The organism is Streptomyces sp. NPDC014801, from assembly GCF_043082085.1.
Lineage (GTDB): Bacteria > Actinomycetota > Actinomycetes > Streptomycetales > Streptomycetaceae > Streptomyces.
On sequence record NZ_JBIBXG010000006.1, the window covers coordinates 103,396 to 130,316 of the forward strand.

General features: G+C 74.6%; 21 protein-coding genes. 8 read left to right on the forward strand and 13 right to left on the reverse strand.

Annotated elements, in window-relative coordinates; all coding sequences use genetic code 11:
• Positions 1–84: 84 nt before the first annotated feature.
• The 3 genes from ACF1AL_RS15735 to ACF1AL_RS15745 are packed head-to-tail and all read right to left on the reverse strand — an operon-like array spanning position 85 to position 3,973.
• Entirely contained in the window at positions 85–2,469 is a 2,385-nt protein-coding gene (locus ACF1AL_RS15735; protein WP_391657990.1) for a xanthine dehydrogenase family protein molybdopterin-binding subunit, read from the reverse strand.
• A gap of 2 nt (positions 2,470–2,471) precedes the next feature.
• Positions 2,472–3,080 carry a (2Fe-2S)-binding protein gene (locus tag ACF1AL_RS15740; protein ID WP_391826159.1) on the reverse strand — a complete coding sequence of 203 codons (609 nt, stop codon included), beginning with the start codon at positions 3,078–3,080 and terminating at the stop codon, positions 2,472–2,474.
• A complete protein-coding gene (locus ACF1AL_RS15745; protein WP_391826161.1) occupies positions 3,080–3,973 on the reverse strand; it encodes an FAD binding domain-containing protein in 894 nt (297 codons plus the stop codon). The genes ACF1AL_RS15740 and ACF1AL_RS15745 overlap by 1 nt, the downstream gene beginning before the upstream one ends.
• 334 nt (positions 3,974–4,307) lie before the next feature.
• Here ACF1AL_RS15745 and ACF1AL_RS15750 point away from each other — a divergent pair, with 334 nt between their 5' ends.
• Together ACF1AL_RS15750 and ACF1AL_RS15755 are read left to right on the forward strand one after the other, a co-directional pair.
• Complete coding sequence (locus tag ACF1AL_RS15750; protein ID WP_366837543.1) at positions 4,308–5,981, forward strand: PucR family transcriptional regulator ligand-binding domain-containing protein; 1,674 nt, start codon at positions 4,308–4,310, stop codon at positions 5,979–5,981.
• 131 nt (positions 5,982–6,112) lie between these two features.
• Entirely contained in the window at positions 6,113–6,880 is a 768-nt protein-coding gene (locus ACF1AL_RS15755) for a hypothetical protein (RefSeq protein ID WP_366837544.1), read from the forward strand.
• Positions 6,881–6,931: 51 nt separating this feature from the next.
• Here ACF1AL_RS15755 and ACF1AL_RS15760 read toward each other — a convergent pair whose 3' ends face one another.
• A complete protein-coding gene (locus tag ACF1AL_RS15760; RefSeq protein ID WP_391826163.1) occupies positions 6,932–7,777 on the reverse strand; it encodes a class II glutamine amidotransferase in 846 nt (281 codons plus the stop codon).
• A 432-nt stretch (positions 7,778–8,209) separates the two neighbouring features.
• On the reverse strand, positions 8,210–9,022 hold the full coding sequence (locus tag ACF1AL_RS15765) for a GntR family transcriptional regulator (protein WP_391826165.1): 813 nt from the start codon (positions 9,020–9,022) through the stop codon (positions 8,210–8,212).
• Between the two features lie 156 nt (positions 9,023–9,178).
• Here ACF1AL_RS15765 and ACF1AL_RS15770 point away from each other — a divergent pair, with 156 nt between their 5' ends.
• Positions 9,179–10,012, forward strand: a complete 834-nt coding sequence (locus ACF1AL_RS15770) for a (2Fe-2S)-binding protein (RefSeq protein ID WP_366837547.1) — start codon at positions 9,179–9,181, stop codon at positions 10,010–10,012.
• Positions 10,013–10,315: 303 nt separating this feature from the next.
• The gene (locus ACF1AL_RS15775) at positions 10,316–11,359 is read left to right on the forward strand and encodes a DUF2637 domain-containing protein (RefSeq protein ID WP_366837548.1); all 1,044 of its coding nucleotides are present in this window, start codon (positions 10,316–10,318) and stop codon (positions 11,357–11,359) included.
• A gap of 91 nt (positions 11,360–11,450) precedes the next feature.
• Here the strand turns inward: ACF1AL_RS15775 and ACF1AL_RS15780 are convergent, their stop codons facing one another.
• The 3 genes from ACF1AL_RS15780 to ACF1AL_RS15790 form a co-directional block, all read right to left on the reverse strand.
• Entirely contained in the window at positions 11,451–11,897 is a 447-nt protein-coding gene (locus ACF1AL_RS15780; RefSeq protein WP_386418979.1) for an ATP-binding protein, read from the reverse strand.
• Positions 11,898–12,262: 365 nt separating this feature from the next.
• Positions 12,263–14,005, reverse strand: a complete 1,743-nt coding sequence (locus ACF1AL_RS15785; RefSeq protein ID WP_391781381.1) for a pyruvate dehydrogenase — start codon at positions 14,003–14,005, stop codon at positions 12,263–12,265.
• A 61-nt stretch (positions 14,006–14,066) separates the two neighbouring features.
• The gene (locus tag ACF1AL_RS15790; RefSeq protein ID WP_391826167.1) at positions 14,067–14,954 is read right to left on the reverse strand and encodes a protein phosphatase 2C domain-containing protein; all 888 of its coding nucleotides are present in this window, start codon (positions 14,952–14,954) and stop codon (positions 14,067–14,069) included.
• A gap of 1,801 nt (positions 14,955–16,755) precedes the next feature.
• On the opposite strand from ACF1AL_RS15790, the gene ACF1AL_RS15795 reads away from it, so the two are divergent.
• From ACF1AL_RS15795 to ACF1AL_RS15805, 3 genes are all read left to right on the forward strand, one after another.
• Positions 16,756–17,739, forward strand: coding sequence for a helix-turn-helix domain-containing protein (locus ACF1AL_RS15795; protein ID WP_391826169.1), 984 nt, complete (start codon positions 16,756–16,758; stop codon positions 17,737–17,739).
• 185 nt (positions 17,740–17,924) lie between these two features.
• The gene (locus ACF1AL_RS15800; protein WP_366837552.1) at positions 17,925–18,407 is read left to right on the forward strand and encodes a DUF456 domain-containing protein; all 483 of its coding nucleotides are present in this window, start codon (positions 17,925–17,927) and stop codon (positions 18,405–18,407) included.
• Between the two features lie 309 nt (positions 18,408–18,716).
• Positions 18,717–19,088: a PPOX class F420-dependent oxidoreductase gene (locus tag ACF1AL_RS15805; RefSeq protein WP_384208253.1), complete on the forward strand. Its 372-nt coding sequence runs from the start codon at positions 18,717–18,719 to the stop codon at positions 19,086–19,088.
• A gap of 22 nt (positions 19,089–19,110) precedes the next feature.
• Here ACF1AL_RS15805 and ACF1AL_RS15810 read toward each other — a convergent pair whose 3' ends face one another.
• The 3 genes from ACF1AL_RS15810 to rsgA all read right to left on the reverse strand — a co-directional run bounded on the left by ACF1AL_RS15810 (position 19,111) and on the right by rsgA (position 22,729).
• The gene (locus ACF1AL_RS15810; protein ID WP_366837554.1) at positions 19,111–19,608 is read right to left on the reverse strand and encodes a methylated-DNA--[protein]-cysteine S-methyltransferase; all 498 of its coding nucleotides are present in this window, start codon (positions 19,606–19,608) and stop codon (positions 19,111–19,113) included.
• Complete coding sequence (locus ACF1AL_RS15815; protein WP_391826171.1) at positions 19,605–20,999, reverse strand: AlkA N-terminal domain-containing protein; 1,395 nt, start codon at positions 20,997–20,999, stop codon at positions 19,605–19,607. Before ACF1AL_RS15815 ends, ACF1AL_RS15810 begins: the two co-directional genes overlap by 4 nt.
• 608 nt (positions 21,000–21,607) lie before the next feature.
• The gene (gene rsgA / locus ACF1AL_RS15820) at positions 21,608–22,729 is read right to left on the reverse strand and encodes a ribosome small subunit-dependent GTPase A (protein WP_391703752.1); all 1,122 of its coding nucleotides are present in this window, start codon (positions 22,727–22,729) and stop codon (positions 21,608–21,610) included.
• 495 nt (positions 22,730–23,224) lie between these two features.
• On the opposite strand from rsgA, the gene ACF1AL_RS15825 reads away from it, so the two are divergent.
• Entirely contained in the window at positions 23,225–24,814 is a 1,590-nt protein-coding gene (locus ACF1AL_RS15825) for a N,N-dimethylformamidase beta subunit family domain-containing protein (protein ID WP_391826173.1), read from the forward strand.
• A gap of 12 nt (positions 24,815–24,826) precedes the next feature.
• Here ACF1AL_RS15825 and ACF1AL_RS15830 read toward each other — a convergent pair whose 3' ends face one another.
• Both ACF1AL_RS15830 and ACF1AL_RS15835 read right to left on the reverse strand, forming a co-directional pair.
• Positions 24,827–26,149, reverse strand: a complete 1,323-nt coding sequence (locus tag ACF1AL_RS15830; protein WP_366837559.1) for a radical SAM protein — start codon at positions 26,147–26,149, stop codon at positions 24,827–24,829.
• A 57-nt stretch (positions 26,150–26,206) separates the two neighbouring features.
• Entirely contained in the window at positions 26,207–26,902 is a 696-nt protein-coding gene (locus tag ACF1AL_RS15835) for a pyridoxamine 5'-phosphate oxidase family protein (protein ID WP_366837560.1), read from the reverse strand.
• Between the last annotated feature and the right edge of the window lie 19 nt (positions 26,903–26,921).

A 26,921-nucleotide genomic window follows, 5' to 3' on the forward strand; every position in this document is an offset into this window, starting at 1 on the left:
GCGGTGCGGAACTCAAAGGGGTTTCCTCCGGGCGGCGCGTGGAGGGTGTGACGTTCCCTGCGCCGCCCGGAGAGTCTGCGCGTGCTACGCCGTGCCGGTCAGGTGCTCGGGCCGCACCGGGGTGCGGTCGAGCTCCAGGCCGGTGGCGTTGCGGATCGCCGCGAGCACGGCCGGCGTCGACGACAGGGTCGGCGCCTCACCGATGCCGCGCAGGCCGTACGGGGCGTGCTCGTCGGCGAGTTCGAGCACGTCGACCGGGATGGTCGGCGTGTCGAGGATGGTGGGGATCAGGTAGTCCGTGAAGGAGGGGTTCTTCACCTTCGCGGTCTTGGGGTCGACGATGATCTCCTCCATCACCGCCACGCCCAGGCCCTGGGTGGTGCCGCCCTGGATCTGGCCGACGACGGAGAGCGGGTTGAGCGCCTTGCCGACGTCCTGGGCGCAGGCCAGCTCGACCACCTTCACCAGGCCCAGCTCGGTGTCCACCTCGACGACCGCGCGGTGCGCGGCGAAGGAGTACTGGACGTGGCCGTTGCCCTGGCCGGTGCGCAGGTCGAAGGGCTCGGTCGGCCGGTGCCGCCACTCCTCCTCGACCTCCACGGCCTCGTCCTCCAGCACGTCGGCCAGGTCCGCGAGGACCTCGCCGCCGTCGGTGACGACCTTGCCGCCCTCCAGCAGGAGTTCGGCGGTCGCCCACGCCGGGTGGTAGGTGCCGAACTTGCGCCGACCGATCTCCAGGACCTTCTCCCGGACGATCTCGCAGGCGTTCTTCACGGCGCCGCCGGTGACGTACGTCTGCCGGGAGGCCGAGGTGGAGCCGGCGGAGCCGACCTGGGTGTCGGCGGGGTGGATGGTCACCTGGGTGACGCCCAGTTCCGTGCGGGCGATCTGGGCGTGGACGGTGACACCGCCCTGACCGACCTCGGCCATCGCGGTGTGCACGGTCGCGACCGGCTCGCCGCCGACGACCTCCATGCGCACCTTGGCGGTGGAGTAGTCGTCGAAGCCCTCGGAGAAGCCGACGTTCTTGATGCCGACGGCGTAGCCGATGCCGCGGACGACGCCCTCGCCGTGCGTGGTGTTGGACAGGCCGCCGGGCAGCTGCCGGACGTCGGAGCCCTCGCTGGACTCCCACTGGCGCTCGGGCGGCAGCGGCATCGCCTTGACGCGGCGCAGCAGTTCGGCGACCGGGGCCGGGGAGTCGACCGGCTGCCCGGTCGGCATGATCGTGCCCTGCTCCATGGCATTGAGCTGCCGGAACTCCACCGGGTCCATGCCGAGCTTCTTGGCCAGCTTGTCCATCTGCGCCTCGTAGGCGAAGCAGGCCTGGACCGCGCCGAAGCCGCGCATGGCGCCGCAGGGCGGGTTGTTGGTGTAGAGGGCGATGGCCTCGATGTCGACGTCGTCGATCACGTACGGGCCGACGCTCAGCGAGGAGGCGTTGCCGACGACCGCCGGGGAGGCGGAGGCGTAGGCGCCGCCGTCCAGGACGATCCGGCACTTCATGTGCGTGAGCTTGCCGTCCTTGGTGGCGCCGTGCTCGTAGTAGAGCTTCGCCGGGTGGCGGTGGACGTGCCCGAAGAAGGACTCGAAGCGGTTGTAGACGATCTTCACCGGCTTGCCGGTGCGCAGCGCGAGCAGGCAGGCGTGGATCTGCATCGACAGGTCCTCGCGGCCGCCGAACGCGCCGCCGACGCCGGCCAGGGTCATGCGCACCTTCTCCTCGGGCAGACCGAGGACGGGCGCGATCTGGCGCAGGTCGGAGTGGAGCCACTGGGTGGCGATGTACAGGTGGACGCCGCCGTCCTCCTCGGGCACGGCGAGGCCGGACTCGGGGCCGAGGAAGGCCTGGTCCTGCATGCCGAAGGTGTACTCGCCCTCGACGATCACATCGGCCCGCTTGCGGGCCTCCTCCACGTTGCCGCGGACGATCGGCTGGCGGTGCACGATGTTGGGGTGCGGCACGTGGCCGGAGTGGTGGTCGTCGCGGCCCTCGTGGACGAGGATCGCGTCCGGCGCGAGGGCCGACTTCTCGTCCGTGATCACCGGCAGCTCGCGGTACTCGACCTTGATCTTGGCGGCGGCGCGGCGGGCGGTCTCCGGGTGGTCGGCGGCGACCAGCGCGACCGGCTCGCCGTGGTGGCGTACCTTGCCGTGCGCGAGGACCGGGGTGTCCTGGATCTCCAGGCCGTAGTTCTTCACCTCGGTGGGCAGGTCGTCGTAGGTGAGGACGGCGTACACGCCGGGCGTGGCCAGGGCCTCGCCGGTGTCGATCGAGACGATCTCGGCGTGGGCGACCGGGGAGCGCAGGATCTGACCCCACAGCATGTCCTCGTGCCACATGTCGGACGAGTACGCGAACTCGCCGGTGACCTTCAGGGTGCCGTCCGGGCGCAGCGTCGACTCGCCGATGCCGCCCTTGGTCTGGGAACCCTGGGTGATTTTGGTGGGTGCACCGTTGGTCGGCATGCTCAGACCCCCTCGGACTGGCGGGCGGCCGCCAGGCGGACCGCGTCCATGATCTTCTCGTAGCCGGTGCAGCGGCACAGGTTGCCCGAGAGCGCCTCGCGGATGTCGGCGTCGGTCGGGTTCGGGTTGCGCTCCAGCAGTTCGTCGGAAGCGACGAGCAGGCCCGGGGTGCAGAAGCCGCACTGCACGGCGCCGGCGTCGATGAACGCCTGCTGGATCGGGGAGAGCTCGCCGCCCTCGCCGGTCTGCGAGTCGGTGCCCTTGGCCTGCCTCCCCCAGGCTTCGCCCGGGGGGACCCCCAGCTGGGCGTCCTGCAGGGGCGTGCCGCAGGCGCCGGAGGCGCAGCCGCCCTCGGCGCGCTGCTTGGCGTAGTCGGCGAGGCCCTCGACGGTCACGACGTCGCGGCCCTCGACCTGGCCGGCGGCGACGAGGCAGGAGCAGACCGGCACGCCGTCCAGGCGCACGGTGCACGAGCCGCACTCGCCCTGCTCGCAGGCGTTCTTCGAGCCGGGCAGGCCGAGGCGCTCGCGCAGGACGTAGAGCAGGGACTCGCCCTCCCAGACGTCGTCGGCCTCCTGCGGGCGTCCGTTGACGGTGAAGTTGACGCGCATTACGCAGCTCCCTCGGTGGTGCGGCGGGCGCCGCGGTAGGACTCCCAGGTCCAGGTCAGCGTGCGGCGGGCCATGACGCCGACCGCGTGGCGGCGGTAGCTCGCGGTGCCCCGGACGTCGTCGATCGGGTTGCAGGCGGCGGAGCACAGCTCGGCGAACTGCTTGGCGACCGACGGGGTGATGATCTTTCCGTTGTCCCAGAAGCCGCCCTCTTCGAGCGCGGCGTTCAGGAACTCCTCGGCGGCCTTGGCGCGGACCGGGGTCGGCGCGGCGGAGCCGATACCGGTGCGCACGGTCCGGGTCTGGGGGTGCAGCGCGAGCCCGAAGGCGCACACCGCGATCACCATGGCGTTGCGGGTGCCGACCTTGGAGTACTGCTGGGGGCCGTCCGCCTTCTTGATGTGCACGGCGCGGATCAGCTCGTCGGGCTGCAGGGCGTTGCGCTTGACGCCGGTGTAGAAGGCGTCGATCGGGATCAGGCGGGTGCCGCGCGCGGCCGACTCGACCTCGACCTCGGCGCCGGCGGCGAGGAGGGCGGGGTGGGCGTCACCGGCGGGAGAGGCCGTGCCGAGGTTGCCGCCGACGCCGCCGCGGTTGCGGATCTGCGGGGAGGCGACCGTGTGCGAGGCGAGCGCGAGGCCGGGCAGCTCGGCACGGAGATTTTCCATGATCTGGGTGTACGGGACGGAGGCCCCCAGCCGCACGCTGTCCTCGCCGACCTCCCACTCGGTGAGCTCGCCGATGCGGTTGAGGTCGAGGAGGTACTCGGGCCGGCGGTGGTCGAAGTTGATCTCGACCATCACATCGGTGCCACCCGCAATCGGCACAGCGGTGGGGTGCTCGGCTTTCGCGACGAGCGCCTCCTCCCAGCTGGCGGGGCGAAGGAAGTCCATGACCGGCTCTCTTCTTCGTCTCGTGGGTCGTACAGATTGAGCCAATCCGTGTGCGGCGGGCGCGGCTCGTTCATGTGCTGTTAACGCGCAGTGGACTCAGTACACCGCCCACTGCTCCATGGGGGTCAGTCACGGAAACCATGAAGGAGTTGGCTGGCCACGAGAGGCATCTTGTAGATTCGTATGAACGGAGGGCATCGGTAACCTCCGCGCCTTCCTCTGGACACAGGGGACACAGCCCAGGAGCCCGCGGCGCGTCCGCCCGGCCAGTTCGCCAGGCCCTCGGCACCAGATCCATCCGTAGTATTCGAGACAAAGAACGGCGGCGACGAGAATGCGGCTGCGCGCACTGCTGGACACCGACGCGCTGGGCCTGAGGCTCCTCGGCGGCGAGGACGAACTCGACCGCGGCGTGCGCGGTGTGATGACGACCGACCTGCGCGACCCCAGCCGCTACCTCTCCGGCGGTGAGCTGGTGCTCACCGGCCTGGCCTGGCGCCGGGACGCCGACGACTCCGAACCCTTCGTGCGCATCCTGGTGCAGGCCGGCGTGGCCGCGCTGGCGGCCGGCGAGGCGGAGCTGGGCGATGTCCCGGAGGACCTCGTCGAGGCCTGCGCCCGCCACCGCCTGCCGCTGTTCGCGGTGCACGAGTCCGTGGCCTTCGCGACGATCACCGAGCACGTCGTACGGCAGGTGTCCGGCGAGCGGGCCGGGGACCTCGCGGCCGTGGTGGACCGGCACCGGCGCATGATGACCTCCGGCCCCGCGGGCGGCGGCCCCGACGTGGTGCTGGACCTGCTCGGCTCCGACCTCGACCTGCGGGCCTGGGTGCTCTCCCCCACCGGCCGGCTGATCGCCGGCTCCAAGGTCGGCGGTCCCGCGCTGCCCGCGGAGGTGTGCAGCCGGCTGGCCGCACAGCACCTGGCGGCCACCCGCACCGGCCGGCGCGGCCCGCACCGGGTCACGGTCGGCTCGACGACGTACTCCCTCTTCCCGGTCCGCAGCAGCGGCCGCTCCCCGCAGGCGGCCCGGGACGTGCGCGAGACCGTGCTGTCGGACTGGCTGCTCGCGGTCGAGGCGGACGCCTCGGACTGGGCGGAGGAGCGCCTGGACCTGCTGCAGGGCGTCACCCAGCTGATCGCGGTGGAACGCGACCGGCGCGACGCGGCCCGCACGGTCCGCCGCCGCCTCGCCCAGGAGGTCCTGGAGCTGGTGCAGACGGGCGCCGCGCCCGCCGAGATCGCCGCGCGCCTGCGCGTCGCGGCCCCCGTGCTGCTGCCCGGTCTGGGGGCGGCGCCGCACTGGCAGGTGGTCGTGGCCCGCGCGGAGTGGGACGGCGGGGACGTCGAGGGCGGCCCGGTCGCCCAGTCCCTGCTGGAGGAGATCCTGGTCGACCCGCAGGCCACCGGCCCCGAGCCCTCGGACCGGATCGCGGTCGCCCACACCGGCGACGAGGCGATCGCCCTGGTGCCGCTGCCGGCGATGTCCACGGAAGCCGACGGCAGCGAGACCGGCATCCTCGCCGACGCCCTGCTGCAGGCGATCCGCGAGCCGCTGGCCGCCGGGCTGGACGGCGACGGCCGGGTCACGCTCGGCGTGAGCGCGGCCGTGCACTCGGCGGAGGGCCTGCGCGGTGCGCTGGAGGAGGCCCGGCACGCCCGCCGGGTGGCCGCGGCCCGCCCCGGCCAGGTCTGCGCGGCCGGCCACCAGGAGCTGGCCTCGCACGTGCTGCTGCTGCCGTTCGTCCCCGACGACGTCCGCCGCGCCTTCACCGCGCGCCTGCTGGACCCGCTGCGCGACTACGACCGCCGCCACCGCGCCGAGCTCATCCCGACGCTGGAGGCGTTCCTCGACTGCGACGGCTCCTGGACGCGCTGCGCGACCCGTCTCCACCTGCACGTCAACACGCTGCGCTACCGGGTCGGGCGAATCGAGCAGTTGACGAGCCGGGACCTGTCGCGGCTCGAGGACAAGCTGGACTTCTTCCTGGCGCTGCGCATGAGCTGACCGAAGACCGACCCGACTTTGTGAATTCCTTCACCCACCCCCTTGGCCCGGCGCCGCGATTGGTGCTGGAATGCCGCCACCACTCATAGCTCGATGGCGTGCTCGGGGAGGGCAACGTGGCGCATACCGCCATGTCTGGTACCGGAACGACCGCAGCTGACGATCCCCTCCAGACCGCGGTGTGGCGGCTGCGCTCGCGCGCATGCTGGGCCGACGCGGCGGAACTGCTGAAGCCGGACACCCCGGCGGCCGCCCTGCAACGGGCCGCGCTGCTCGCCGAGGGCTGCCTGTACACCGAGCAGGGCTGGGAGGAGGCCGAGGACGCGCTGCGCACCGCGGAGGCGCTGGCCCACACCGACGACGAGCGCGGGGCGGCCGCTTGTGAACGCGGGTACGTGGCCTACGCGGCGACCCTGCACGGCGTGCGCGACCGGGCCGACGAGGCACGGGCCGCGCTCGGCCGGGCGGCGGCGCTGATCCCCCGCGAGTCCCGGGGCCGGGCGCTGCTGGACTTCCGGCGGGGTCTGGTCGCGCAGAACCTGGGGGACGCGCCGCAGGCCGCTCGGGCCGCGTTCCGCCGGGCGCACGCGGCCGCGACGGCGAACGCCGACGCGCTGCTGCTGTCGTTCACCTGGCGCCACCTCGCGGGGCTCGCCCTGCGCGAGGGCGAGCTGGCCGAGGCCCGGCACGGCTTCGCCGAGTCCCTGCGGCTGCGGGAGGAACTGGGCTACCTCGTCGGTACGGCGCCGGCGCTGCTGTCGCTCGCGGACACGGAACCGGAACCGGAGGCCTCGCGCCTGCGGGAGGAGGCGCGACGGCTGTTCCGGCTGCTGGGCGGCGTCCCCACCTGGCTGGCGGCGCAGCTCGCCCCGCCCTCGGCGGGCGCGGCGACGGCCTGAGCAACCGCGGGTGGGGCGCCGGCCTCACCCGCGGGCGGCGGGGCGCCGGCCTCACCCCGTGCGGGCGGGGCGGAGGGGCTGGAAGTCGTGGAGGGCGTCGTGGCCGGGCTCGACGACGCCGTAGGTGCTCTCCGGCACCTCGTTCCAGGCCCCGGGCAGGTCACCCAGGGGTTCGGAGACCACCAGGCGGGTGTCGTCGGAGAGGTCCCTGAGGAAGGTGACGTCCGGGTGCAGGGCGCGCAGCGCGTCCACCTCGGTGCTGTAGTACAGCGACCGCGACGCCCTCTGGCTGGAGTAGCGGAAGGCCCACAGGCGCGTGCCGTCGGCCACCGCGACGGTCATCTGGAGCGGGTGCGCGACGCCGTGCCGCTCCCCGGTCTCCTCGATCAGGCCCGCCATGCGGGCCACGGCGTCCGGCGGGTCGTGCTCCAGACCGAGGGTGAGCGCGAGGAAGAACATCAGCTCGGAGTCGGTGGAGCCCTCGATGTCCGGGTACAGGGCGGGGTCGACGGCCAGCGCGAGGTCGCGCCGCAGGCGGGGGTGTTCCGCGATCGCCCCGTTGTGCATCCACAGCCAGCGGCCCCAGCGGAAGGGGTGGCAGTTGGTCTGCTGCACGGCGGTGCCGGTGGTGGCCCTGATGTGGGCGAAGAACAGGCCCGAGGTGACGTGGGTGGCGACCTCCCGGAGGTTGCGGTTGCTCCACGCAGGGCCGGTGTCCCGCAGCACCGCGGGGGTCCGGGCGTGCGGCACGTACCAGCCGATGCCGAACCCGTCGCCGTTGGTGGTCTCCACACCCATGCGGGAGTGCAGGGACTGGTCGATCAGATTGTGCGCGGGCTCGAACAGGATCCGGCTGAGCAGGACGGGCGAACCCGAGTAGGCGATCCAGCGGCACACGGGGACTCTCCTTCCGCCGGCGCGGGCAGGCGCGGAGCCAGGACCAGTATCCGCCGCCGGGGGGAACGCGGCACGCCGACGCCCGTGCGACGCACCGCTGTCGGGCACCCGCCGGGCGCACCGCTGTCAGGGACCCGCCGGGGGCGCCGCCGTCGGGCCCCGCGGGGCGCACCGCCGTCAGGCGCCCGCCGGGGGCGCCGACGTCAGGGACCCGTCGGGGGCGCCGCCGTCGGGACCCGCGGGGCGCACCGCCGTCAGCGCCCGCCGGTGGCGCCGCCGTCAAGGCACCCGCCCGCCGAGCGTGCCGCCGTGAAGACACCCGCCGAGCGCACCGCCGTCAGGCACCGCCGGGCGCCGCACCGCCGGGCGCACCTCCGTCAGGCACCCACCAGGCCCACCGCCGTCGGGCCCCCGCGCAGGGCGGCGCCGGCCTCACGCGCCCGTGAAGTGTTCCTCGACCAGTGCGCGCACCACGTCCAGGTCCCCCGCGACCAGGGCGTCCAGCAGCGTCGTGTGCTCCGAGGCGTCCGCGAGCAGGTCGGCGTGGCCCAGGCGTCCCAGCCGGCCGCCGGCCAGCGGCCACTGCGCCCGCCGGTGCAGGTCGTCCGCGATCCGCACCAGCTGCGCGTTGCCGGACAGCGCCAGCACCGCCCGGTGGAAGGCCCGGTCCGACTCCGCGTACGTCGCCCGGCACCCGGTGGCCGCGGCCCGTACCGTCGCCTCGGCCAGCGGACGCAGCTGTGCCCACCGCTCCACCGGCACCACGCGCGCGAGCCGCAGGACGACGGGCACCTCGATCAGCGCCCGCACCTCGGCCAGCTCGGCCAGTTCGCGCGCGTCGCGGACCACGACCCGGAAGCCCCGGTTGGGCACGACCTCCACCGCGCCTTCGAGCGCCAGCTGCTGCATGGCCTCCCGCACCGGCGTGGCCGACACCCCGAACCGCTCGCCGAGCGCGGGCGCGGAGTACACCTCGCCCGGGGTCAGCTCCCCCGCGACCAGCGCCGTGCGCAGGGCGTCGAGGATCTGCCCGCGCACCGAGGCCCGCTGGACGACGGGGCGCCGCTCGGCGGGCCGCTGCTCGACGGGCCGCTCCCCGTGGGTGTGCTCGCCGCGCACCCCCTCGTGCCGGCCGGTCTCGTGCCGGTCGACGTCCGCGGCCGTCGGCTGCTGCGGCACGTGCAGGGTCCGCGCCCGCGCGGCGGGGACCCCGCTCCCGGGGGAGTCCTGCGCACCCTGCGTCACGGGTCCTCCTCCGGGCTTGTCGGTACTTGGGGTCATTACGACGGGTTGTTACTCGTCCGTCAAGCACCTTAGGGCCAGATCCCGGCAGTTCAAATCCGACGACGATCCACTAAGGTAAGGCTTACCTACAGCAGCCCTTCGGAACGGTGATCCCCCATGCCCGTCCCCACCTCCCCCACCGCGGCCGCCTACGCCCGCCTCGCCGAGGTCCACCCCGGGCTGACCGTCACCGAGCTGCCCCCGCACACCGCGCCGCCGCACGGCGGGACCTGGACCTCGGCCGCCGCGCTGGCCCACGACCCCGCCGCCCTGGACGCCTTCCTGGCGTGGGACGACGCCCAGGTACAGCGCGACTACGGCACCCGTGCCCGCCCCGACGTCGTCGCGAGCTTCGCACTGCACCGCTACGCCTGGCCGGCCTGCCTCCTGGTCACCGTCCCCTGGTTCCTGCACCGCCGTGTGCCGCGCATCCCGGTGACCCACCTGTCGTACGACCGCACGGCCGGGCGCATGGCACTGCGTCCCGCCTCCTTCGCCTGCCTGCCCGGCGACCCGGCCGCCGCCCTGCCCGGCGCCCGGGTGGTGCCCGGCGAGGAGGCGCTGCGGGCCGAGGTCCGCGCGGCCGTCGCCGAGCACGCCGAGCCCCTCCTCGCCGCGTTCGGGCCGCGCATGCGGCGCCGCGGCCGGGCCCTGTGGGGCATGGTGACCGACGAGCTGGTGGAGAGCCTGTGGTACGTGGCCCGGCTGCTCGGCGAGGAGGAGCGGGCCCGCCGCGAGCTGGCGCTGCTGCTGCCGGGCGCCACGGCGCCGTACGTCGGCACCGCGGCCTTCCGCGAGCTGACCGGCCCGGACGGCGCCGGCGTGCCGACCCGGGACCGGGCGAGCTGCTGCATGTTCTACACCGTGCGCCCGCAGGACACCTGCGCCACCTGCCCGCGCACCTGCGACGCCGACCGGCTGCCCAAGGTCTCCGCACGCGCCGCGAGTTGACGGACCCTCGGGCGCGCCCGGTCCCGTACGTCCTCTAAGATCGGCCACGAGTGGGACACGCGCACGGGCACAGCCGTTTCACACCTTCCTCACCACGCGCAGGAAGTTTCCGTGGAACCACCCGTGCGGGTAGTCTTATTCGAACTCAACTCCCGCCCCTCAAGCGGCAGTTCGAGCAGAACGCCGTCCTGGGCATCCCCTTGCACCTCCTTGGCGGCCTCTTGCCCCGAAACCCCCTGAGGGCCGGCGGGATTGGGCCACTATGGCGGGCGTTACGCCCTATCCCAAGGCAAGGGACCCCAGATGAGACTGACCGACATATCGCTGAACTGGCTGCTTCCGGGCGCCGTACTGCTCCTGGGCATGCTGGCGGCGGTGGCGGTGCTCGCGCGCGGAAAGCGCTCCTCCGGGGAGAACGCGAGCGCGGACGACTCGTGGGAGCGCGCCGAGGAGCGCCGCAGGCGCAAGGAGGCCCTCTACGGCACGGTCTCCTATGTGCTGCTCTTCTGCTGTGCGGCGGTCGCGGCCGCGCTCTCCTTCCACGGACTGGTGGGCTTCGGCGAGCAGAACCTGAACCTGTCCGACGGCTGGCAGTACCTGGTCCCGTTCGGCCTGGACGGGGCGGCCATGTTCTGCTCCGTGCTCGCCGTCCGTGAGGCCAGCCACGGTGACGCGGCCCTCGGTTCCCGGCTGCTGGTGTGGATGTTCGCGGCCGCGGCCGCCTGGTTCAACTGGGTGCACGCCCCGCGCGGCGTCAACCACGCCGGCGCCCCGCACTTCTTCGCGGGCATGTCCCTGTCGGCGGCCGTGCTGTTCGACCGGGCGCTGAAGCAGACCCGCCGGGCGGCGCTGCGCGAGCAGGGCCTGATCCCGCGGCCGCTGCCGCAGATCCGCATAGTGCGCTGGCTGCGGGCCCCGCGTGAGACGTACAAGGCCTGGTCGCTGATGCTCCTGGAGGGCGTGCGCAGCCTGGACGAGGCCGTGGACGAGGTGCGCGACGACAAGCGGCGCAAGGAGGAGGCCCGCCGGCTGCAGCGCGAGAAGGACCGCGTGGAGCGGGCGCAGCTGAAGGCCATCAGCCGCGGGCACGGCGGCTTCCCCGGCCGTGGCGCGGGCCGCGAGGTGGAGGTGCAGGCGGTGGAGCGCGGCGGCAACGAGCTCTCCGCGGAGCCTGCCATATCGACGCCGGAGCAGCTGCCCGTGCGCGCGCGTCCCTCCCTGCAGCCGGTCCGCACCGGCGCTGACCCGATCACGGTGGACCTCACCGCCGAGGACGACACCCAGGCCCTGCCGCGGCTCGACTCCCTGGAGCGCAAGCTCAAGGACCTCGAGCAGCAGTTCGGCTAGGAGCCGGGAGTCCGGCCGGTAGCCGGGAGGAACGTGACGGGGCGGGGCCGCGACCGGCAGGGTCGCGGCCCCGCCCCGTTGCCCGCCGTGGTCAGGCGGCGCGCAACTCGAACCACACGGACTTGCCCACGCCGTGCGCCCGCACGCCCCAGGCGTCCGCGAGCGACTGCACCAGCATCAGCCCCCTGCCGTGCGTACCGTCGTCGGCGTCCGGTACGCACAGCCGTGGTCTGCGGCCGGTGAAGTCCCGCACCTCCACCCTCAGGCCCCGCGGCCAGATCGTGGCCGTCAGCACGGCCTCCCGGTCGGTGTGCACCAGCGCGTTGGTCACCAGTTCGCTGGTCAGCAGCTCCGCCACGTCGGATCCCGCGGTCCTCCCCCACTGCCCGAGCAGCTCCCGCAGGGCCCTGCGCGCCTCCGACACGGCCCGCAGGTCGCGCCGGGCGAGCCGGCGCCGCAGCTGCGGCGCCGGTATCCGGTCCCCGTCACCGTCCGTCCTGTCCTCCACCGCCTCCGTCGAGAAGGCCCCCGTCGTCACCGGTACGCTCCTTCGTGCCTGTCCGGTCATGTCCCCCGCCCGCGTGCCGATGGCCGTATCCCTCCTGCTCGAACACGTTCACGGGGATCCTTGCCCGACCGGCCGGACGGCAGTCCTACGGGATCGGCGACGACCGGGAGTTCGGCCACCGGCCGGGACGGCGGGGCACGCGCGTGCCCGTCCGCGCGGGCGCGGTGGGGGTGCCCACGGGGGCTTTGACGGCCCCGTCGGCGGCGCGTCCGCGGGGCGAGTGGCCACAGGGGACACACCGCACCCCCGGCGCGGCCCGGGAACTTGGCCAGAATCCGCCGTTACGGCCGGGGCGTCACCCCTCTATGGCCGCGGCCGGCCGGGGTGGGAGGGCCTCAGGGGCGCGGCACGTTGCGCAGGTTGGAGCGGGCCATCTGGACCATGCGGCCGACTCCGCCGTCCAGCACCATCTTCGAGGCGGACAGGGCGAAACCGCTGACCATCTCGGCGCTGATCCGCGGCGGGATGGACAGCGCGTTGGGGTCGGTGACGACGTCGACGAGGGCCGGTCCCTTGTGCCGGAAGGCGTCCTTGAGCGCGCCGGCGAGCTGCTTGGGCTTCTCCACCCGGATGCCGTACGCCCCGCAGGCGCGGGCGACGGCGGCGAAGTCGGGGTTCTTGTTGGCGGTGCCGTAGGAGGGCAGTCCGGCGACCATCATCTCCAACTCGACCATGGACAGGGAGGAGTTGTTGAACAGCACGACCTTCACCGGCAGGTCGTACTGGACGAGCGTGAGGAAGTCGCCCATCAGCATGGTGAAGCCGCCGTCGCCCGACATCGACACCACCTGCCGGCCCCGGTCGGTGAACTGCGCGCCGATCGCCATCGGCAGGGCGTTGGCCATCGAGCCGTGCGAGAAGGAGCCGATGATGCGGCGGCGGCCGTTGGGCGAGAGGTAGCGGGCGGCCCACACGTTGCACATCCCGGTGTCCACCGTGAACACGGCGTCGTCGTCGGCGAGTTCGTCGAGGACGGCGGCCACGTACTCGGGGTGCACCGGGACGTGCTTGTCCACCTTGCGGGTGTAGGCCTTCACCACGCCTTCCAGGGCGTCGGCGTGCTTCTTCAGCATCTTGTCGAGGAAGCGCCGGTTCTCCTTGGCCCGCACCCGCGGGATGAGGCAGCGCAGCGTCTCGCGGACGTCCCCCCACACGGCGAGGTCCAGCTTGGAGCGGCGGCCGAGGTGTTCGGGCCGCACGTCGATCTGGGCGATCTTCACGTCGTCGGGCAGGAAGGCGTTGTACGGGAAGTCGGTGCCGAGCAGGATCAGCAGGTCGCACTCGTGGGTGGCCTCGTAGGCGGCGCCGTAGCCCAGCAGTCCGCTCATCCCGACGTCGAACGGGTTGTCGTACTGGATGAACTCCTTGCCGCGCAGGGCGTGGCCCACCGGGGACTTGATCTTCTGGGCGAACTCCATGACCTCGGCGTGCGCGCCCGCGGTGCCGCTGCCGCAGAACAGGGTGACGCGTTCGGCCCCGTCGATCAGGTCGACCAGCCGGTCGATCTCGGCGTCGCCGGGGCGGACCGTGGGCCGGGCGGTGACCAGGGCGGTCTCGGCGGCCCGTTCGGGCGCGGGCTCGCCGGCGATGTCGCCGGGCAGGGTGACCACGCTGACGCCGCTGCGGCCGACGGCGTTCTGGATGGCGGTCTGCAGCAGCCGCGGCATCTGCCGGGGGTTGGAGATCAGCTCGCTGTAGTGGCTGCACTCGCGGAACAGCTGGTCGGGGTGGGTCTCCTGGAAGTAGCCGAGGCCGATCTCGCTGGAGGGGATGTGCGAAGCGAGGGCGAGCACCGGGGCCATGGAGCGGTGGGCGTCGTAGAGGCCGTTGATGAGGTGCAGGTTGCCGGGGCCGCAGGAGCCGGCGCAGGCGGCGAGCCGGCCGGTGATCTGCGCCTCCGCGCCGGCGGCGAAGGCGGCGGTCTCCTCGTGGCGGACGTGGATCCAGTCGATGGCGGCGTTGCGGCGGACGGCGTCGACGATCGGGTTGAGGCTGTCGCCGACCACGCCGTAGAGGCGTTTGACGCCGGCGCGGGCGAGGATGTCGACGAACTGTTCGGCGACGTTCTGCTTGGCCATGGCTACTCGTCAGCCCCTTCGGTGTCCGGCGGATGCTTCCATGGAGACACAGCGGCCGCGGTTACGCCTCCCACACGGCCGCGGCCGTACGGTCGTCGGCGTACCCCTTGACCCGCACCTGGGCGTCGGCGAGGAACGCGGCCAGACCCGGCGGTCCGGGGGCGGACCACCGGTCCGCGAGGTGGGCGGCGAGTTCCGGTTCGCCGCGCAGGGGTTCGGCGAGGCCCTCGGTGCACATCAGCAGCACATCACCCGGACGGCCGAGCGAGGCACGGAAGCGGAAGGGCTCGCGGGGCGGCTCGGGCGCGGGTTCGTACGGGCTGGGCGGCGTCGGGATCCCGAGGTCCATGGTGAGCCGGTCGCCCTCCGGGGTCTCGGCCGGCGGCGACCCGAACCCGACGACGGCCTCCCCCTTCGGCACCTCGGTCACCCGTGGCTCCAGGTCCTGCCACTCCCCGCCGCGCAGCCGGAACAGTCCGCCGTCGCCCGCGCCGAAGAAGACGCGGGTGCGGCAGGCCGGGTCGGCGGGCAGCAGCAGACAGCGCAGGGTGGCGGAGTACTCCTGCGGCGCCAGGCCCTGTTCGGCGGCGGTGGCGCGCAGCTTGCCCAGGCTGCGGTCGGTGAGCCGGTGCAGCCCGGACTTCAGGTCGCCGCGGCGGGCCGCCCGCAGGTCCTCCACGAGCCGGGCGTGACTGCGGCCGACGGCCCGGCCGATCCACCGGCACACCTCGGCCGCGGCCCGGTGCGCGCCGGGTGTGGCGCGGGCGCCGGTCGCCATCGCGACGAGCACGAGGGCGTGCTCTCCGCTGCCGAACCGGGCGGTGAGCAGCGCGTCCCGCCGCGGCTCCCCGCGGTAGCGGGCGGAGTCCCCGCGCACCGACACGGCCCGCACCGTGCACGCCCCGTACCGGGCCCCGTCCAGCACGGTGTCCGGCACGAGATCGTCCAACGCGTCCGGATCCGCGCCGGGCAGCGCGGTCGGCTCGGCGTCGTAGGTGGGCGGCCCGGAACCGACGTAGGCCCGCGGGGGAACGGCGACGGGGGGCTGGGGAGGTGCGGCCGGAGCGGCGGCGGACGCCGGCTCCGGCCCGGCGCCGCCCGGTGAGGCGTAGGCGGGCGGCGCGGGGTAGGACGGCTGGGGCTCCCCTGCCCGGGGTGGGGCGGGGGCGGTCCCCTCGGGGCCCGTCGCCTCGGGGGCCGTCGGGAGTGAGGCGGGGGCGGTTCCTTCGGGGCCCGTCGGGAGTGAGGCGGGGGCGGTTCCCTCGGGGCCCGTGCCGGTCGGTGCGGCGGCGGTTCCCTCGACGGAGCGGGTGGCGGCCCGGGGGCCGTCGCCCCGGCCGTACGGGCCGGGCTGTCCCGGGAGCTGTGCCTGACGGTCCTCGAAGCCGGCCGGTGTCGACCCCGGCGGGAAGCTCTGGGGCTCGGACGGGGTCGCGGGCGGGGGTTCCCAGGGCGCACGGGGACGCCAGATCCGACCGGCCGCGCGCCCGGTACCGGGGTCGGCCGGGGCCCCGCCGCCTGGCGTCGGACCCACGGGAGCCTCCCCGCCGCGAGCCGGACCGGCCGGTGTCTCACTGCCGGGAACCAGACCCGTCGGGGTCCCACCGCCGAAGGCGGGACCGGCCGAAGTCCAGCCGTCGGGAGCCGGACCACCGGATGCGGCGGCGGCCGGGGCGGCGCCGGTAGCCGGATCGCCGGATGCGGCGGTGGCCCGTGCACCGGGGATCTGCCCGCCACGAGCCGCACCGGCCGGCGTCCCGTCGCCCGGGATCCGACTGCCCGGGGCCTCGCCGCCGGGGGCTGGTGCGGTCCGGGGGGCGTCGGGGCGTGGGCCGACCGGTGGGTCACCGGGGGCGTCGTCCGTCGTGCCGGTCCTCGGGGCCCGCATTGTGGCGTCGGCCGACGGTTCGGGTGGCGGCGGGGCGGCATCGCCGTGCGGTGTCGTCGGCGGCGTCGGCGGCGTCGGTGTCGTCGGTGTCGGCTCGGTGTTGCCGTACGCCGGCTGCAGCGAGGCCGGGGGGCGGTCGCGTTGGGGTGGTACCGCTGCGGGCGGAGGTGGCCAGGTGGGGGGCGCGGGGGGCGCGTCCCGGGGTGGCGGGCCGGGCCGGGCGTCGGACGGGGCGTCGGGGCGATGCTCGCGTGGGGCGACGGGCGCGGTGGCCGAGCGGCGGCCGAGCGTGTCGCTCGCCGAGGCGAAGCGGTCGTCCAGTGAGTCGGGCGCGTCCGTGGGACCCGTGTCCGCCGTGGCGTCGTCGTACAGCTGCCCCCACCAGTCGTCCTCCCGGCCGGTGGGCCTTCCCCCCTGCTGGCTCATGCCCCCAATTGTCCACCGCACGGCCCGGATGAAAACGGGGCATCGGGAAAATCCGGCCCCCCGGGGCGCTTTGGACGGCGTGTCCGACGGCGTGTCGGGTGAGTCGTCGAACACCGGGACGAACCCCCGTGCGGCTCCAGGGACTTGGTGGCCGCCGGGCGGTCCCACCCCCCACGGGAGGACCGCCCGGCGACAGCGTGGTGACCGGGCCCCGGATCCCCTTCACGCGCGACGCGCGCGTCTCGGGCCCCGGCCACGTCGGGAATCGGCCGCACGGCGAACCGCCGGGCGATCACACGGAGCGGCCGTGGCCACACCTTGGCAGAGCGAGCGGTGCTCCGGCGATGATGTTCGGCGGCGGGTTTGCGCCGTGGCTGTTTTCCGCCACGGCCCGGGCGCGCGGCGGCAGCGGAACTTCGCGGGAGGGCACGCACTGATGCTGGTGGCGATCGGGCTGGACGAGACCGACGAGTCGGCGTACCGCGCCCTCGTGGCGCTGGGCGCGGCCGACGTACCCGACCTGTCCCGCCGCCTCACGCTCGCCGAGCGCGACACCGAGCGCGCGCTGCGCCGGCTGGAGCGGCAGGGCCTGGCCGCGCAGTCCTCCGGGCGGCCGGGCCGCTGGGTGGCCGCCCCGCCCGGCGTGGCGCTCGGCGCGCTGCTCACCCAGCGGCGGCACGAGCTGGAGAAGGCCGAGCTGACCGCCGCGCTGCTGGCTCAGGAGTACCGGGCGAGCGCCACCGAGCCGGCCGTGCACGACCTGGTGGAGGTGGTCACCGGCGCCGCCGCCGTCTCCCAGCGTTTCCTGCAGCTGCAGCTCGGTGCAACCGAGGAGGTGTGCGCACTGGTCACCGGCAGGCCGATGGTGGTCTCCGGCATGGAGAACGACGCCGAGGAGCAGGCGGCCGGCCGGGGCGTGCGCTACCGCGTGGTCGTCGAGCGATCGGTGCTGGACCTGCCGCACGGCCTCACGGAGCTGACGGCGGCGCTCTCCCGCGACGAGCAGGTCCGGGTCGTCGACGAGGTGCCGACCAAGCTGGTGATCGCCGACCGTGCCCTCGCGCTCGTGCCGCTCACCTCCCGCAGCGCGGAGCCCGCCGCGCTCGTGGTGCACGCCAGCGGGCTGCTGGAGCTGCTGTCGGGTCTGTTCGAGTCGGTGTGGCACGGCGCGCTGCCGCTGCGGCTCGGCCCGCGGGGTGTGACGGAGGAGGGCCCGGACGGCCCCGACGGCACCGATCTGGAGATCCTGTCGCTGCTGCTCGCGGGGCTGACGGACGCGAGCGTCGCCAAACAGCTCGATCTGGGCCTGCGTACCGTGCAGCGCCGGGTGAAGCGGCTGATGGAGCTGGCCCGGGTGACCACGCGACTGCAACTGGGCTGGCACGCGTATGAGCGCGGCTGGGTGAGCCGGGAGGGCTGACGGCCCGGCCCCGCCGCTCCCCTGCCGCGCGCACCGCCGACGCCCGCGGCCTCGCCCACCGGTCGCACCGCCGACGTCCGCGGGCTCGCCCACCGGTCGCACCGCCCGGCCACGCGCCCGCCCCGGCGCCCCGCCGCCGTACCGCCCCATCTGCGGGTTCTCGCTCGGTCCGGCACTCTGGGCAGATGGGAGTGTGGGAACTCCTGCTGGTCGGGGTGGTGCTGCTACTCGGCCTGTGCGGAGTGCTGCTGCCCGGTGTGCCGGGGTCGTGGCTGGTGTGGGCCGCCGTGCTGTGGTGGGCGCTGAAGGACCCGCAGCCGGTCGCCTGGGGCGTCCTGGTGGGCGCCACCGCGGCCCTGCTGCTGTCCCAGGTGGTCCGGTGGGCGCTGCCGCCGCGCCGGCTGCGCGAGTCCGGCGCCACCCCGCGCATGGCGGTGTACGCCGGGCTGGGCGCCCTGGTGGGCTTCGTGCTGATCCCGGTGCTGGGCGCGATCCCGGGCTTCCTGGGCGGGATCTACCTGTGTGAGCGGCTGCGCCTCGGGCGGCACGGCGAGGCCCGGGCGGCCCTGCGCACGGCGATGCGTTCGGGTGGCTGGAGCGTGCTGGCGGAGCTGTTCACCTGCCTGCTGATCACGGCGGCCTGGCTGGGCGCGGTCATCTGGGGCTGAGCGGCCCGCCGTCATCCGGGGCTCGGGCGGAGCAGCCCGGCGTCATCCGAGGCTCGGGCGGAGCGACTCGGGCCGAGCGGCCGTAGGGCCGGGGGCCTAGGGGGTGTCTCGTCGATCAGGCCGGATCAGGGAGCGGCGTCTGGTGCCGTGCATCGCAAGGCGGAGGAGGGAGTCGATGCGGAGCATCGGCGAGTGACGACAACGCGGCGAGGTGCGGTGCCAGACGCCGCGAGCCCGGCGTGATCGACGAGACACCCCCTAGGGCGAGGTTCCGATGTGCCGGGCGGCGGGCGGTGCTTGGCTGGGGCCATGACGGAATTCAGCGAGGCCGAGCGCGCGTACCTGCGGTCCCAGCGGCTGGGCCGGATGGCCACGGTCGATCCGGCGGGGCAGCCGCAGGCCAACCCGGTCGGCTACTTCCTCCAGGACGACGGCACCGTCCTGATCGGCGGACTCGCCATGGGCACCACGAAGAAGTGGCGCAACCTGCGCCACAACCCCAAGGTCGCCCTGGTCGTCGACGACGTGGTGAGCGTGCGCCCGTGGCGGGTGCGCGGTGTCGAGATCCGCGGCGAGGCCGACCTCCTCGTCGGGCCGCACGAGCTGGGCCCGCACTTCAGCGAGGAGGTCATCCGCATCCGCCCGAAGCGCATCCACAGCTGGGGCCTGGAGGGCTCCTAGGAGCCCGGTGCGCACCAGGCTCCTAGAGCGTCCGCAGCACGCCCTCCAGTGTCAGCAGCCGGGTCTTGCGCTCCAGGCCGCCCGCGTAGCCGGTGAGCGAGCCGTTCGCGCCGATCACCCGGTGGCAGGGGCGCAGCACAAGCAGCGGGTTGGCGCCGATCGCGCCGCCGACGGCCCGTACGGCGGCCCGCGGGGCACCGATCCGCGCGGCGATCTCGCCGTACGTCGTGGTCGCGCCGTAGGGCACCGAGTCCAGCGCCTCCCAGACCCGTACCCGGAAGGCGGTGCCGTGGGCGCGCAGCGGCAGGTCGAACTCCTTCAGGTCGCCCGCGAAGTACGCGGCGAGCTGTTCCGCGGCCGCGCGGAAGGGTCCGTCGTCCTGCCGCCAGCCGTCCAGCACGCTCCGCCCGCCCTTCTGCTCTGGCACGGACAGCGAGGTCAGGGCCCCGTCGGCGTCGGCGGTGAGCAGCAGCGGGCCGAGCGGGCTGCCGAGGCGGGTGAAGTACGTCGGGGTGGTCATCGGTTCTCCAACTCCCCTGCGGCGAGCAGGTGCTGTACGGCGTAGGAGCGCCAGGGGCGCCAGGTGCCGGGGACGGTGAGGCCGGGAGGGGCGACGTCCGGGTCGCCGAGCGCGCGGGCCCGGATCACGGCGAGGGTGGCGGCGTCCATGCCGGGCAGGGCGCGCAGGGCCTGCTCGGCGTCGTCGCGGTCGGCGCCGGGGTCGAGCCGCAGGCCGCCGTCGGCCAGGGCGGCGGCGAGCGCGCCGAGCGGCCCGCCGGGCTCGGCCTGGGCGAGGACGGCCGGCTCGGGGAAGAGGTGGCTGAGGCTGCCGCAGGGCGCGTCGAGCCGCTTGCCGTACCGGGCGACCAGGTGCGCGGACCCGGCCGGCCCGGCCAGGGCGCGCAGCGCGACCTCGTCGGGATCGGCGGCGCCCGGTGAGCGCAGTCCGGGGCGGGCGGCCACCAGCGGGGCGAGCCCCGGGTCGGCGCCGAGCCGTTCGTCGACGGCGTACGGGTCGGCGTCCAGGTCGAACAGGCGCCGCAGCCGCTGCACGGCCGTGGTGAGGTCGCGCGGGTCGGTCAGGTGCAGACGGGCGCTCAGCCAGCCGCCGGGGTGCGCCGCCGACGCCCGGGTCTCGACGCCGGTGCGCTCCTCCACGGCGGCGATCCCTGTGCCGTACGGCAGGCGCAGGGTGCGCCGGTAGACGCGGGCGCCGGGCGGGCCGGCGACCTCCTCGACGCCGGGCCCCGCCTCGCGGGCCAGCAGGTCGAACACCGGGCCCGCCTGGTACGGCCCGCGGTGGGCCAGCCGCAGCGGGATACCCGCGCCGGGCGTCTCGCCCCGGCGGGCGCCGGGCGCGGCGGCCCTCAGCTCGCTCGGGGTGGACGCGTAGACGGCCTTGATCGTGTCGTTGAACTGACGGACGCTGGCGAAGCCGGAGGCGAAGGCGATCTCGGTGATCGGCAGCTCGGTCGTCTGCAGCAGCACCCGCGCGGTGTGCGACCGCTGGGCCCGGGCCAGCGCGACCGGTCCGGCGCCCAGTTCGGCGGTGAGCTGCCGCTGCACCTGCCGGGCGCTGTAGCCGAGGCGTGCGGCGAGCCCGGCGACGCCCTCCCGGTCGACCACGCCGTCGCCGATCAGCCGCATGGCGCGGCCCACGACGTCGGCGCGCACGTTGTGGTCGGCCGAGCCGGGCACGGCGTCGGGACGGCACCGCCGGCAGGCCCGGAACCCCGAGCCCTGCGCGGCGGCGGCCGTCGCGAAGAAGCGCACATTGCGGCGCTTGGGCGTCACGGCCGGGCAGCTGGGGCGGCAGTAGATCCCGGTGGTCTCGACGGCGAAGAAGAACTCCCCGTCGAACCGGGCGTCCCGGCTCCGCACGGCCTCGTACCTGCTGTCGTCGTCCCTCACGCCCTCCAGTCTCCGCCACGCGGCCCACCCCGGCTGGCGGAAATCGGACACGGAGATGGGCCCGCCCCGGGCCACCGGGCGACGGCTGCGGCGCCGGGGGGGGCGGGGCGGCACCCGACGGCATTCGGAAGCCGCACCCGGACATCGGTCGGGCTACCGCTCCGAGCGACGGGCCCCAGGTTCCGGCAGCCCGGACAACGGCTGCCTCACCGCCGGTGCCGGTCAACGCCCGGCGCACCAGGCCGGAACCCCACCGGACATCCCGTAGCGCCCCCGGCCTCCGGACCACGCACCCCGAAGGCCCAGGGCGCACGGGACGACGGCTGCCGCCCCGAACGCCGGCCCCGGCCGGACACCAGGTGCCACCCCGAACGCCGGACCCCGCCGGACACAGGTGCCGCCCCCGGCGCCGAGCCGCCGGACCGTCCGCCACTGGGGGGCGGAAACGCGCCCCGCACCCGGACCCGGCCCTGCCGCCCTGCCGCCCTGCCGCCGGGGCGCCGGAGCGCCGGGGCGCCGGGGCGCCGGAGCCGGACCAGGCGCCCGGCCCGGCCGCATGCCAGGAGACGCCGGTCCGACCCCGGCGTCCCCTCACCGCGCGGCGTGCGCTAGCGCAGGCGTCCGCGTTTGGCCTCCATCGCCGCCTTCCCCGCCGCGCCCTTGCGCTTCCATTCCTTGCGGATCTCCGCGCGCAGCCGGGCGTCGGTCTTGGCGACGATGTACTGGTTCTCCCGCTGGAGCTTGCGATAGCTCTCCAGCCGCCGCTCCGGCAGCTCGCCGGCCTCCAGGGCGGCCCGCACCGCGCACCCGGGCTCGCTCTCGTGGGCGCAGTCGTGGAACCGGCACCGCTCGGCCAGTTCCTCGATCTCGGCGAAGACCTGCCCGACGCCGCTCCCGGCGTCCCACAGCCCGACGCCACGCAGGCCGGGGGTGTCGATGAGGACCCCGCCGCCGGGCAGGGCGAGCAGATTGCGGGTGGTGGTGGTGTGCCGGCCCTTGCCGTCGACGTCGCGGACGGCCTGGACGTCCATCACGTCCGTGCCGAGGAGGGCATTGGCGAGGGTGGACTTGCCGGCGCCGGACTGCCCGAGCAGCACGGAGGTGCCGCCGCCGAGGACGGCGGCGAGCGTGTCGAGCCCGTCGCCCTGCTCGGCGCTGACGGTCAGCACCGGCACGCCCGGCGCGGCCGTCTCGACGTCCTGGACGAGGTACGACCGCGTCACCGGGTCGGGCACGAGGTCGGCTTTGGTCAGCACGACGACGGGCTGCGCCCCGGACTCCCAGGCGAGGGCGAGGAAGCGCTCGATGCGGCCGAGGTCGAGGTCGGCGCCGCAGGAGACGGCGACGACGGCGTGGTCGACGTTGGCGGCGAGGATCTGCCCCTCGGACCGCTTGGAGGAGGTGGACCGCACGAAGGCGGTGCGCCGCGGGAGATAGGCGCGGACGTAGCGGGGGTTGCCGGCGGGTTCGACGGCGGCCCAGTCGCCGGTGCACAGCACGCGCATCGGGTCGTGGGGGGTGACGAACGCGGTGTCGGCGCGGATCGTGCCGTCGGCGGTGACGATGTCGCACTGTCCGCGGTCCACGCGGACGACCCGGCCGGGCAGCAGCCCTTCGGCGGCGTACGGGGCGAACGCGTCGGCCCAGTCCGCGTCCCAGCCGTAGGCGGCGAGAGCGGAGAAGGCGGAGGTGGAGGTGGAGGTGGAGCCGTGGTGGTTCTGCGGGTTCAAGGGGTGACCCTTCGCGAGGGGCGGCCCCGGCAGGCGCGCGCATACGGCGCGGCGGATTCGGTCAGCCGGCGGCCACGGAGGTGGACGTGAGGGATTCCTGGATGCGGGCAGCGCCCATCGCAGTGACAGCCATCGGTCGACACCTCCTCGGTCTCTCGCTCGCGGGTGACGGCGGCCGGGAGGGCCACCGCGCGGGTCGCCCTCACACTAGAGAGAGGGGCACCCGGAGCGCCACCGGTTTTCCGACGACCGGTTCCGAAGGGCCGGGACACCCGGCGTCGGCCGGACGACCGGTTGAAGGGCCGGGACACCCGGCGTCAGCCGGACGACCGGTTCCGAGGGCCGGGCGCGGCGCCTCCGTCGGCCGCCCGGACTGCCCGACGCCGGACGCCGGACGCCGGACAGGCGAACGGACGCACGGCCGAGGGCGTTCTCCAAATCGCGGCCCCGCACCCCCAGGGAGGTGACGTGAGCGCGGCACACGGAACGGGCGGGATGGATCGCCGGCGTTTCCTCGGCCTGTGCGCCGGGGCGGGCCTCGGTGCCGTCGGCGCGTGCACTGCCCGTCGCGAGCGGCCGCAGCCGCCACGGCCCACCACCGCCGGCCCCACCGCGCGGCCCCGGCCGGAGGGCGAGCGGGGCGCCTCGGGCACCGACGACTGGCACTTGGCCGCCACCGGACCGCCGGAGGCCGTCGCCGGCTACACGGACCGCGTGAGCGTCGCACCGGGCGAGCCGTTCGGGCTGCACGTGTCGACGACGGCCGCGTCCTTCCGGGTCGCCGCGTTCCGGGTCGGCTGGTACGGCGGGCGGGAAGCCCGGCTGGTCTGGGTCTCGGGCCGGGTGCCGGGCCGGGCCGGGGCCGCGCCGCGGCTGCTGCCGATGACCCGTACCGTGCGCGCCGACTGGCCGGTCTCCCTCACCGTGGACACCACCGGCTGGCCGGAGGGCGCCTATCTGCTGCGGCTGGAGGCGGACAGCGGCCACCAGCGCTACGTCCCGCTCATCGTGCGCTCGACGGTGGGCGCGGGCCGCACGGTGCTGCTGCACGCGCCGGCCACGTGGCAGGCGTACAACAAGTGGGGTGGCAGCAGCCTGTACTCCGGTCCGCTGGGCGACTACGCGAGCCGTTCCCTGGCGGTGAGTTTCGACCGTCCCTACGACGGCAACGGCGCGGAGAAGTTCCTGGTGTACGAGCGGGCGCCGGTGGTGCTGGCCGAGCGGCTCGGGATCGCGACGGCCTACACGACCGGCGTGGACGTGCACCGGGATCCGGGGGTGCTGCGCGGGGCGCGTGCCGTGGTGTGCCTGGGGCACGACGAGTACTGGACGCCCGAGCAGCGCGCCCAAGTCACCGCCGCCCGGGACGCGGGCACCAACCTGGTCTTCCTCGGCGCGAACACCTGCTTCCGCCGGATCCGGCTGGAGCCCCGCACGGGGACGCAGGCGCGCACGGCGCTGTTCCACGCGCGTGCCGGGGCGCCCGCGCCGGGCGCGGAGGCGGAGCCGCGCACGGTGGTGTGCTACAAGAGCGCCTTCCGCGAAGACCCCTTGTACCCCTCGCACCCGGACCTGGTCACCACCGACTTCCGGCAGCCCCCGGCCGCCGACCCGGAGTCCTCGCTGACGGGGGTGCTCTACGAGGGGTATCCGGTCGACGCGCCGTACGTCGTCCTCGCCGCCGGGCAGTGGCTGTACGCGGGCACGGGGGTGCGGCCCGGCGAGGCGTTCCCCCACCTCGTCGGCGTGGAGTACGACCGGGTCACCCCGGGGTTCCCGACGCCGGCCCCGCTGGAGATCACCGCGCACTCGCCGCTGGTGTGCCTGGGCCGGGCGAGCCACAGCGACTCGGCATACGGCACGACGGCGAGCGGGGCCGGGGTCTTCGCCACGGGCACGATGCGCTGGGCGGAAGCCCTGCTGGCCGGCACCGGTGCGCTCGGCCACGACCACGGCATGGACCGGCGCACCCGTGCCTTCGTCACCCGCACCACCGAGAACGTGCTGCGCGCCTTCGCGCGGGGCCCGGCGGCCCGGTACGCCCCGGCGCCGCACCCCAACACGGTGGAGGTGTACTGCGCTTGACGGAGGGGGCGCTCAGTGCGCGGGGGCCGGGTCCGCCGCCGGGAGGCTGTCCATGAAGGAGCTGACGGAGAACACGGCACGGCCGGGTCCGGGCGGGCCGTACCCGGGGGGCGAGGAGAGCCCGAAGTCCTCCATGGTCTGCCGGTAGGCCTGCAGCAGCCGGATGTGGTACTCCAGCGGCGCGCCCTGCGGGTTGGCCTTGCCGAGCGGGGTGGTGGGCTCGGGGCACCAGGTGGTGAACCGGGGCGTGATGCCGTGCGACATGAAGAAGCGCAGGCCCTCGGTGGTGGAGGCGATGGCCTCGTCGACCGTCTTGAAGCCGAAGGGCTCGGCCATCTCGACGCCCGCGACGAAGTTGGGGATGACGTTGCGCGCGCCGAAGACATCGGCGGAGTCGAGGATGCGCCGGTGCCACTCGTCGCGGCCGACGTACCGCTCCTTGCCGGGGCAGTACATCTTGAACAGGTACTCGTCCCACACCTCGTAGTTGGGGTGGTAGATCTGCACGCCGTAGTCCTTGAAGCGCTGCACGTCCGCCTTGGGCAGCGCCTGGGCGACGACCTTGCCGATCCAGCGGCCGGGGAAGCGCTCCTCGATGGCCTTGGCGTAGTGGCCGTAGAAGTCGGCCTCGTCGCGGCCGGAGACGGTCTTGGTGATGGCGCCGCCGGTCAGGGTGTAGGCGGTGGAGGCCTTCTGGGTGTCGTACCGGTCGATGATCTCCAGGGCCTCCAGGACCTCCTCGACGTCCTTCACCCCGGTGTAGGGACGCCCGGCGGCCTTGTGCTGGCGCCAGTTGTGGTTGATGTCGCAGTACTGGCACTCCTCCTTGGCGCCGAAGTACTGGCAGACCCGGAAGACGGTGAGGTAGATCAGGTAGCCCCACTGGATGGTGGGGGCCACCTCCATCACGGACTTGCCGTTGGAGAGCTTGTGCCGGTAGTACTCCGGCATCGGCGGCACGCCGACGTCGGCGATGCGCTTGCCGTCGAGGTAGAGGCCGAGCATGCCGTGCTCGTCGGCGGCGACCCGGTAGGGCGAGGCGGGGTTCACCCGGACGGAGACGACCGTGCGGCGCAGGTCGTAGGGGCCGCCGGTGAGGATGATCTCCTCGGGCGGGCGGCGCAGCGCGGCCTCGCCGAGCTCGGGCAGGGTGCCGTGGTCGAAGGAGAAGATGAAGTACGACTTCGGCTTCACCTCACCGCTCTCGTTGTCGCTGAGCGCCGACGGGTCGAAGGCGACTCCGCCGCGCAGCAGGTCCTCCTTGAAGACGGCTTCCCGCGGCACCTGCGGAAACCGCTCCATCAGATCCTCGACCAGCGCGGTACGGCTGCCCATCCGACTCTCCTCCCGGTTCAGGCGTACGACTCCTCACGGTATGCCCTGCCTCCCGCGTCAGCCGTGCCGGGTCCCCTCACGCGCCGCGATGTGCCCCGGGACGGGGGTGCCGGCGGGCAGCGCCGGGTCGGGGACGGGCGCGCCCCAGACCTGGGTGAGCGGCAGGGTGCCGGCCCACAGGCCGAGGGCGGCGTCGGGTCCGTCGCCGTCGTCGGGCGCGCCGGTGCGGATCTTGACGGAGGCCTCTTCGAGGGAGACGGCGAGCAGGGTGGTGGCGGCCAGCTCCTTGCGGCTGGGGCGGCGCGCGTACGCCCACTGCCCCGGCGTCGCGTGCTCGGTGAGCCGGCGCAGGCCCTCCAGCTTCTCGTCGGGGTCGGTCACGGTGCGGGCGTCGCCGTGGATGACGGCGCTGCGGTAGTTGACGCCGTGTTCGAAGACGGAGCGGGCGAGGACCAGGCCGTCCACGTGGGTGACGGTGACGCAGACGGGCGCGGACCCGGCGAGGCTGCGGCTGGCGACGGAGCCGTGGACGTAGAGCCGGTGCTCGTCCCGTCCGTAGACCGTCGGGAGGACCAGGGGCCGGCCGTCGATCACCACGCCCAGGTGGCAGACGAACCCGGCGTCCAGGATCGCGTCGAGGTCCGCCCGGGACAGGCTGCCCTGCTCGCGCAGGCGGCGGTGCCGGGTGCGGTCGGTCTGCGGAAGGATGGCGGGCAGCGGCTGCGGCGCGGTGGCGGGCGGGAGTGACGTCATGGCGCGGAATGTACCGAAA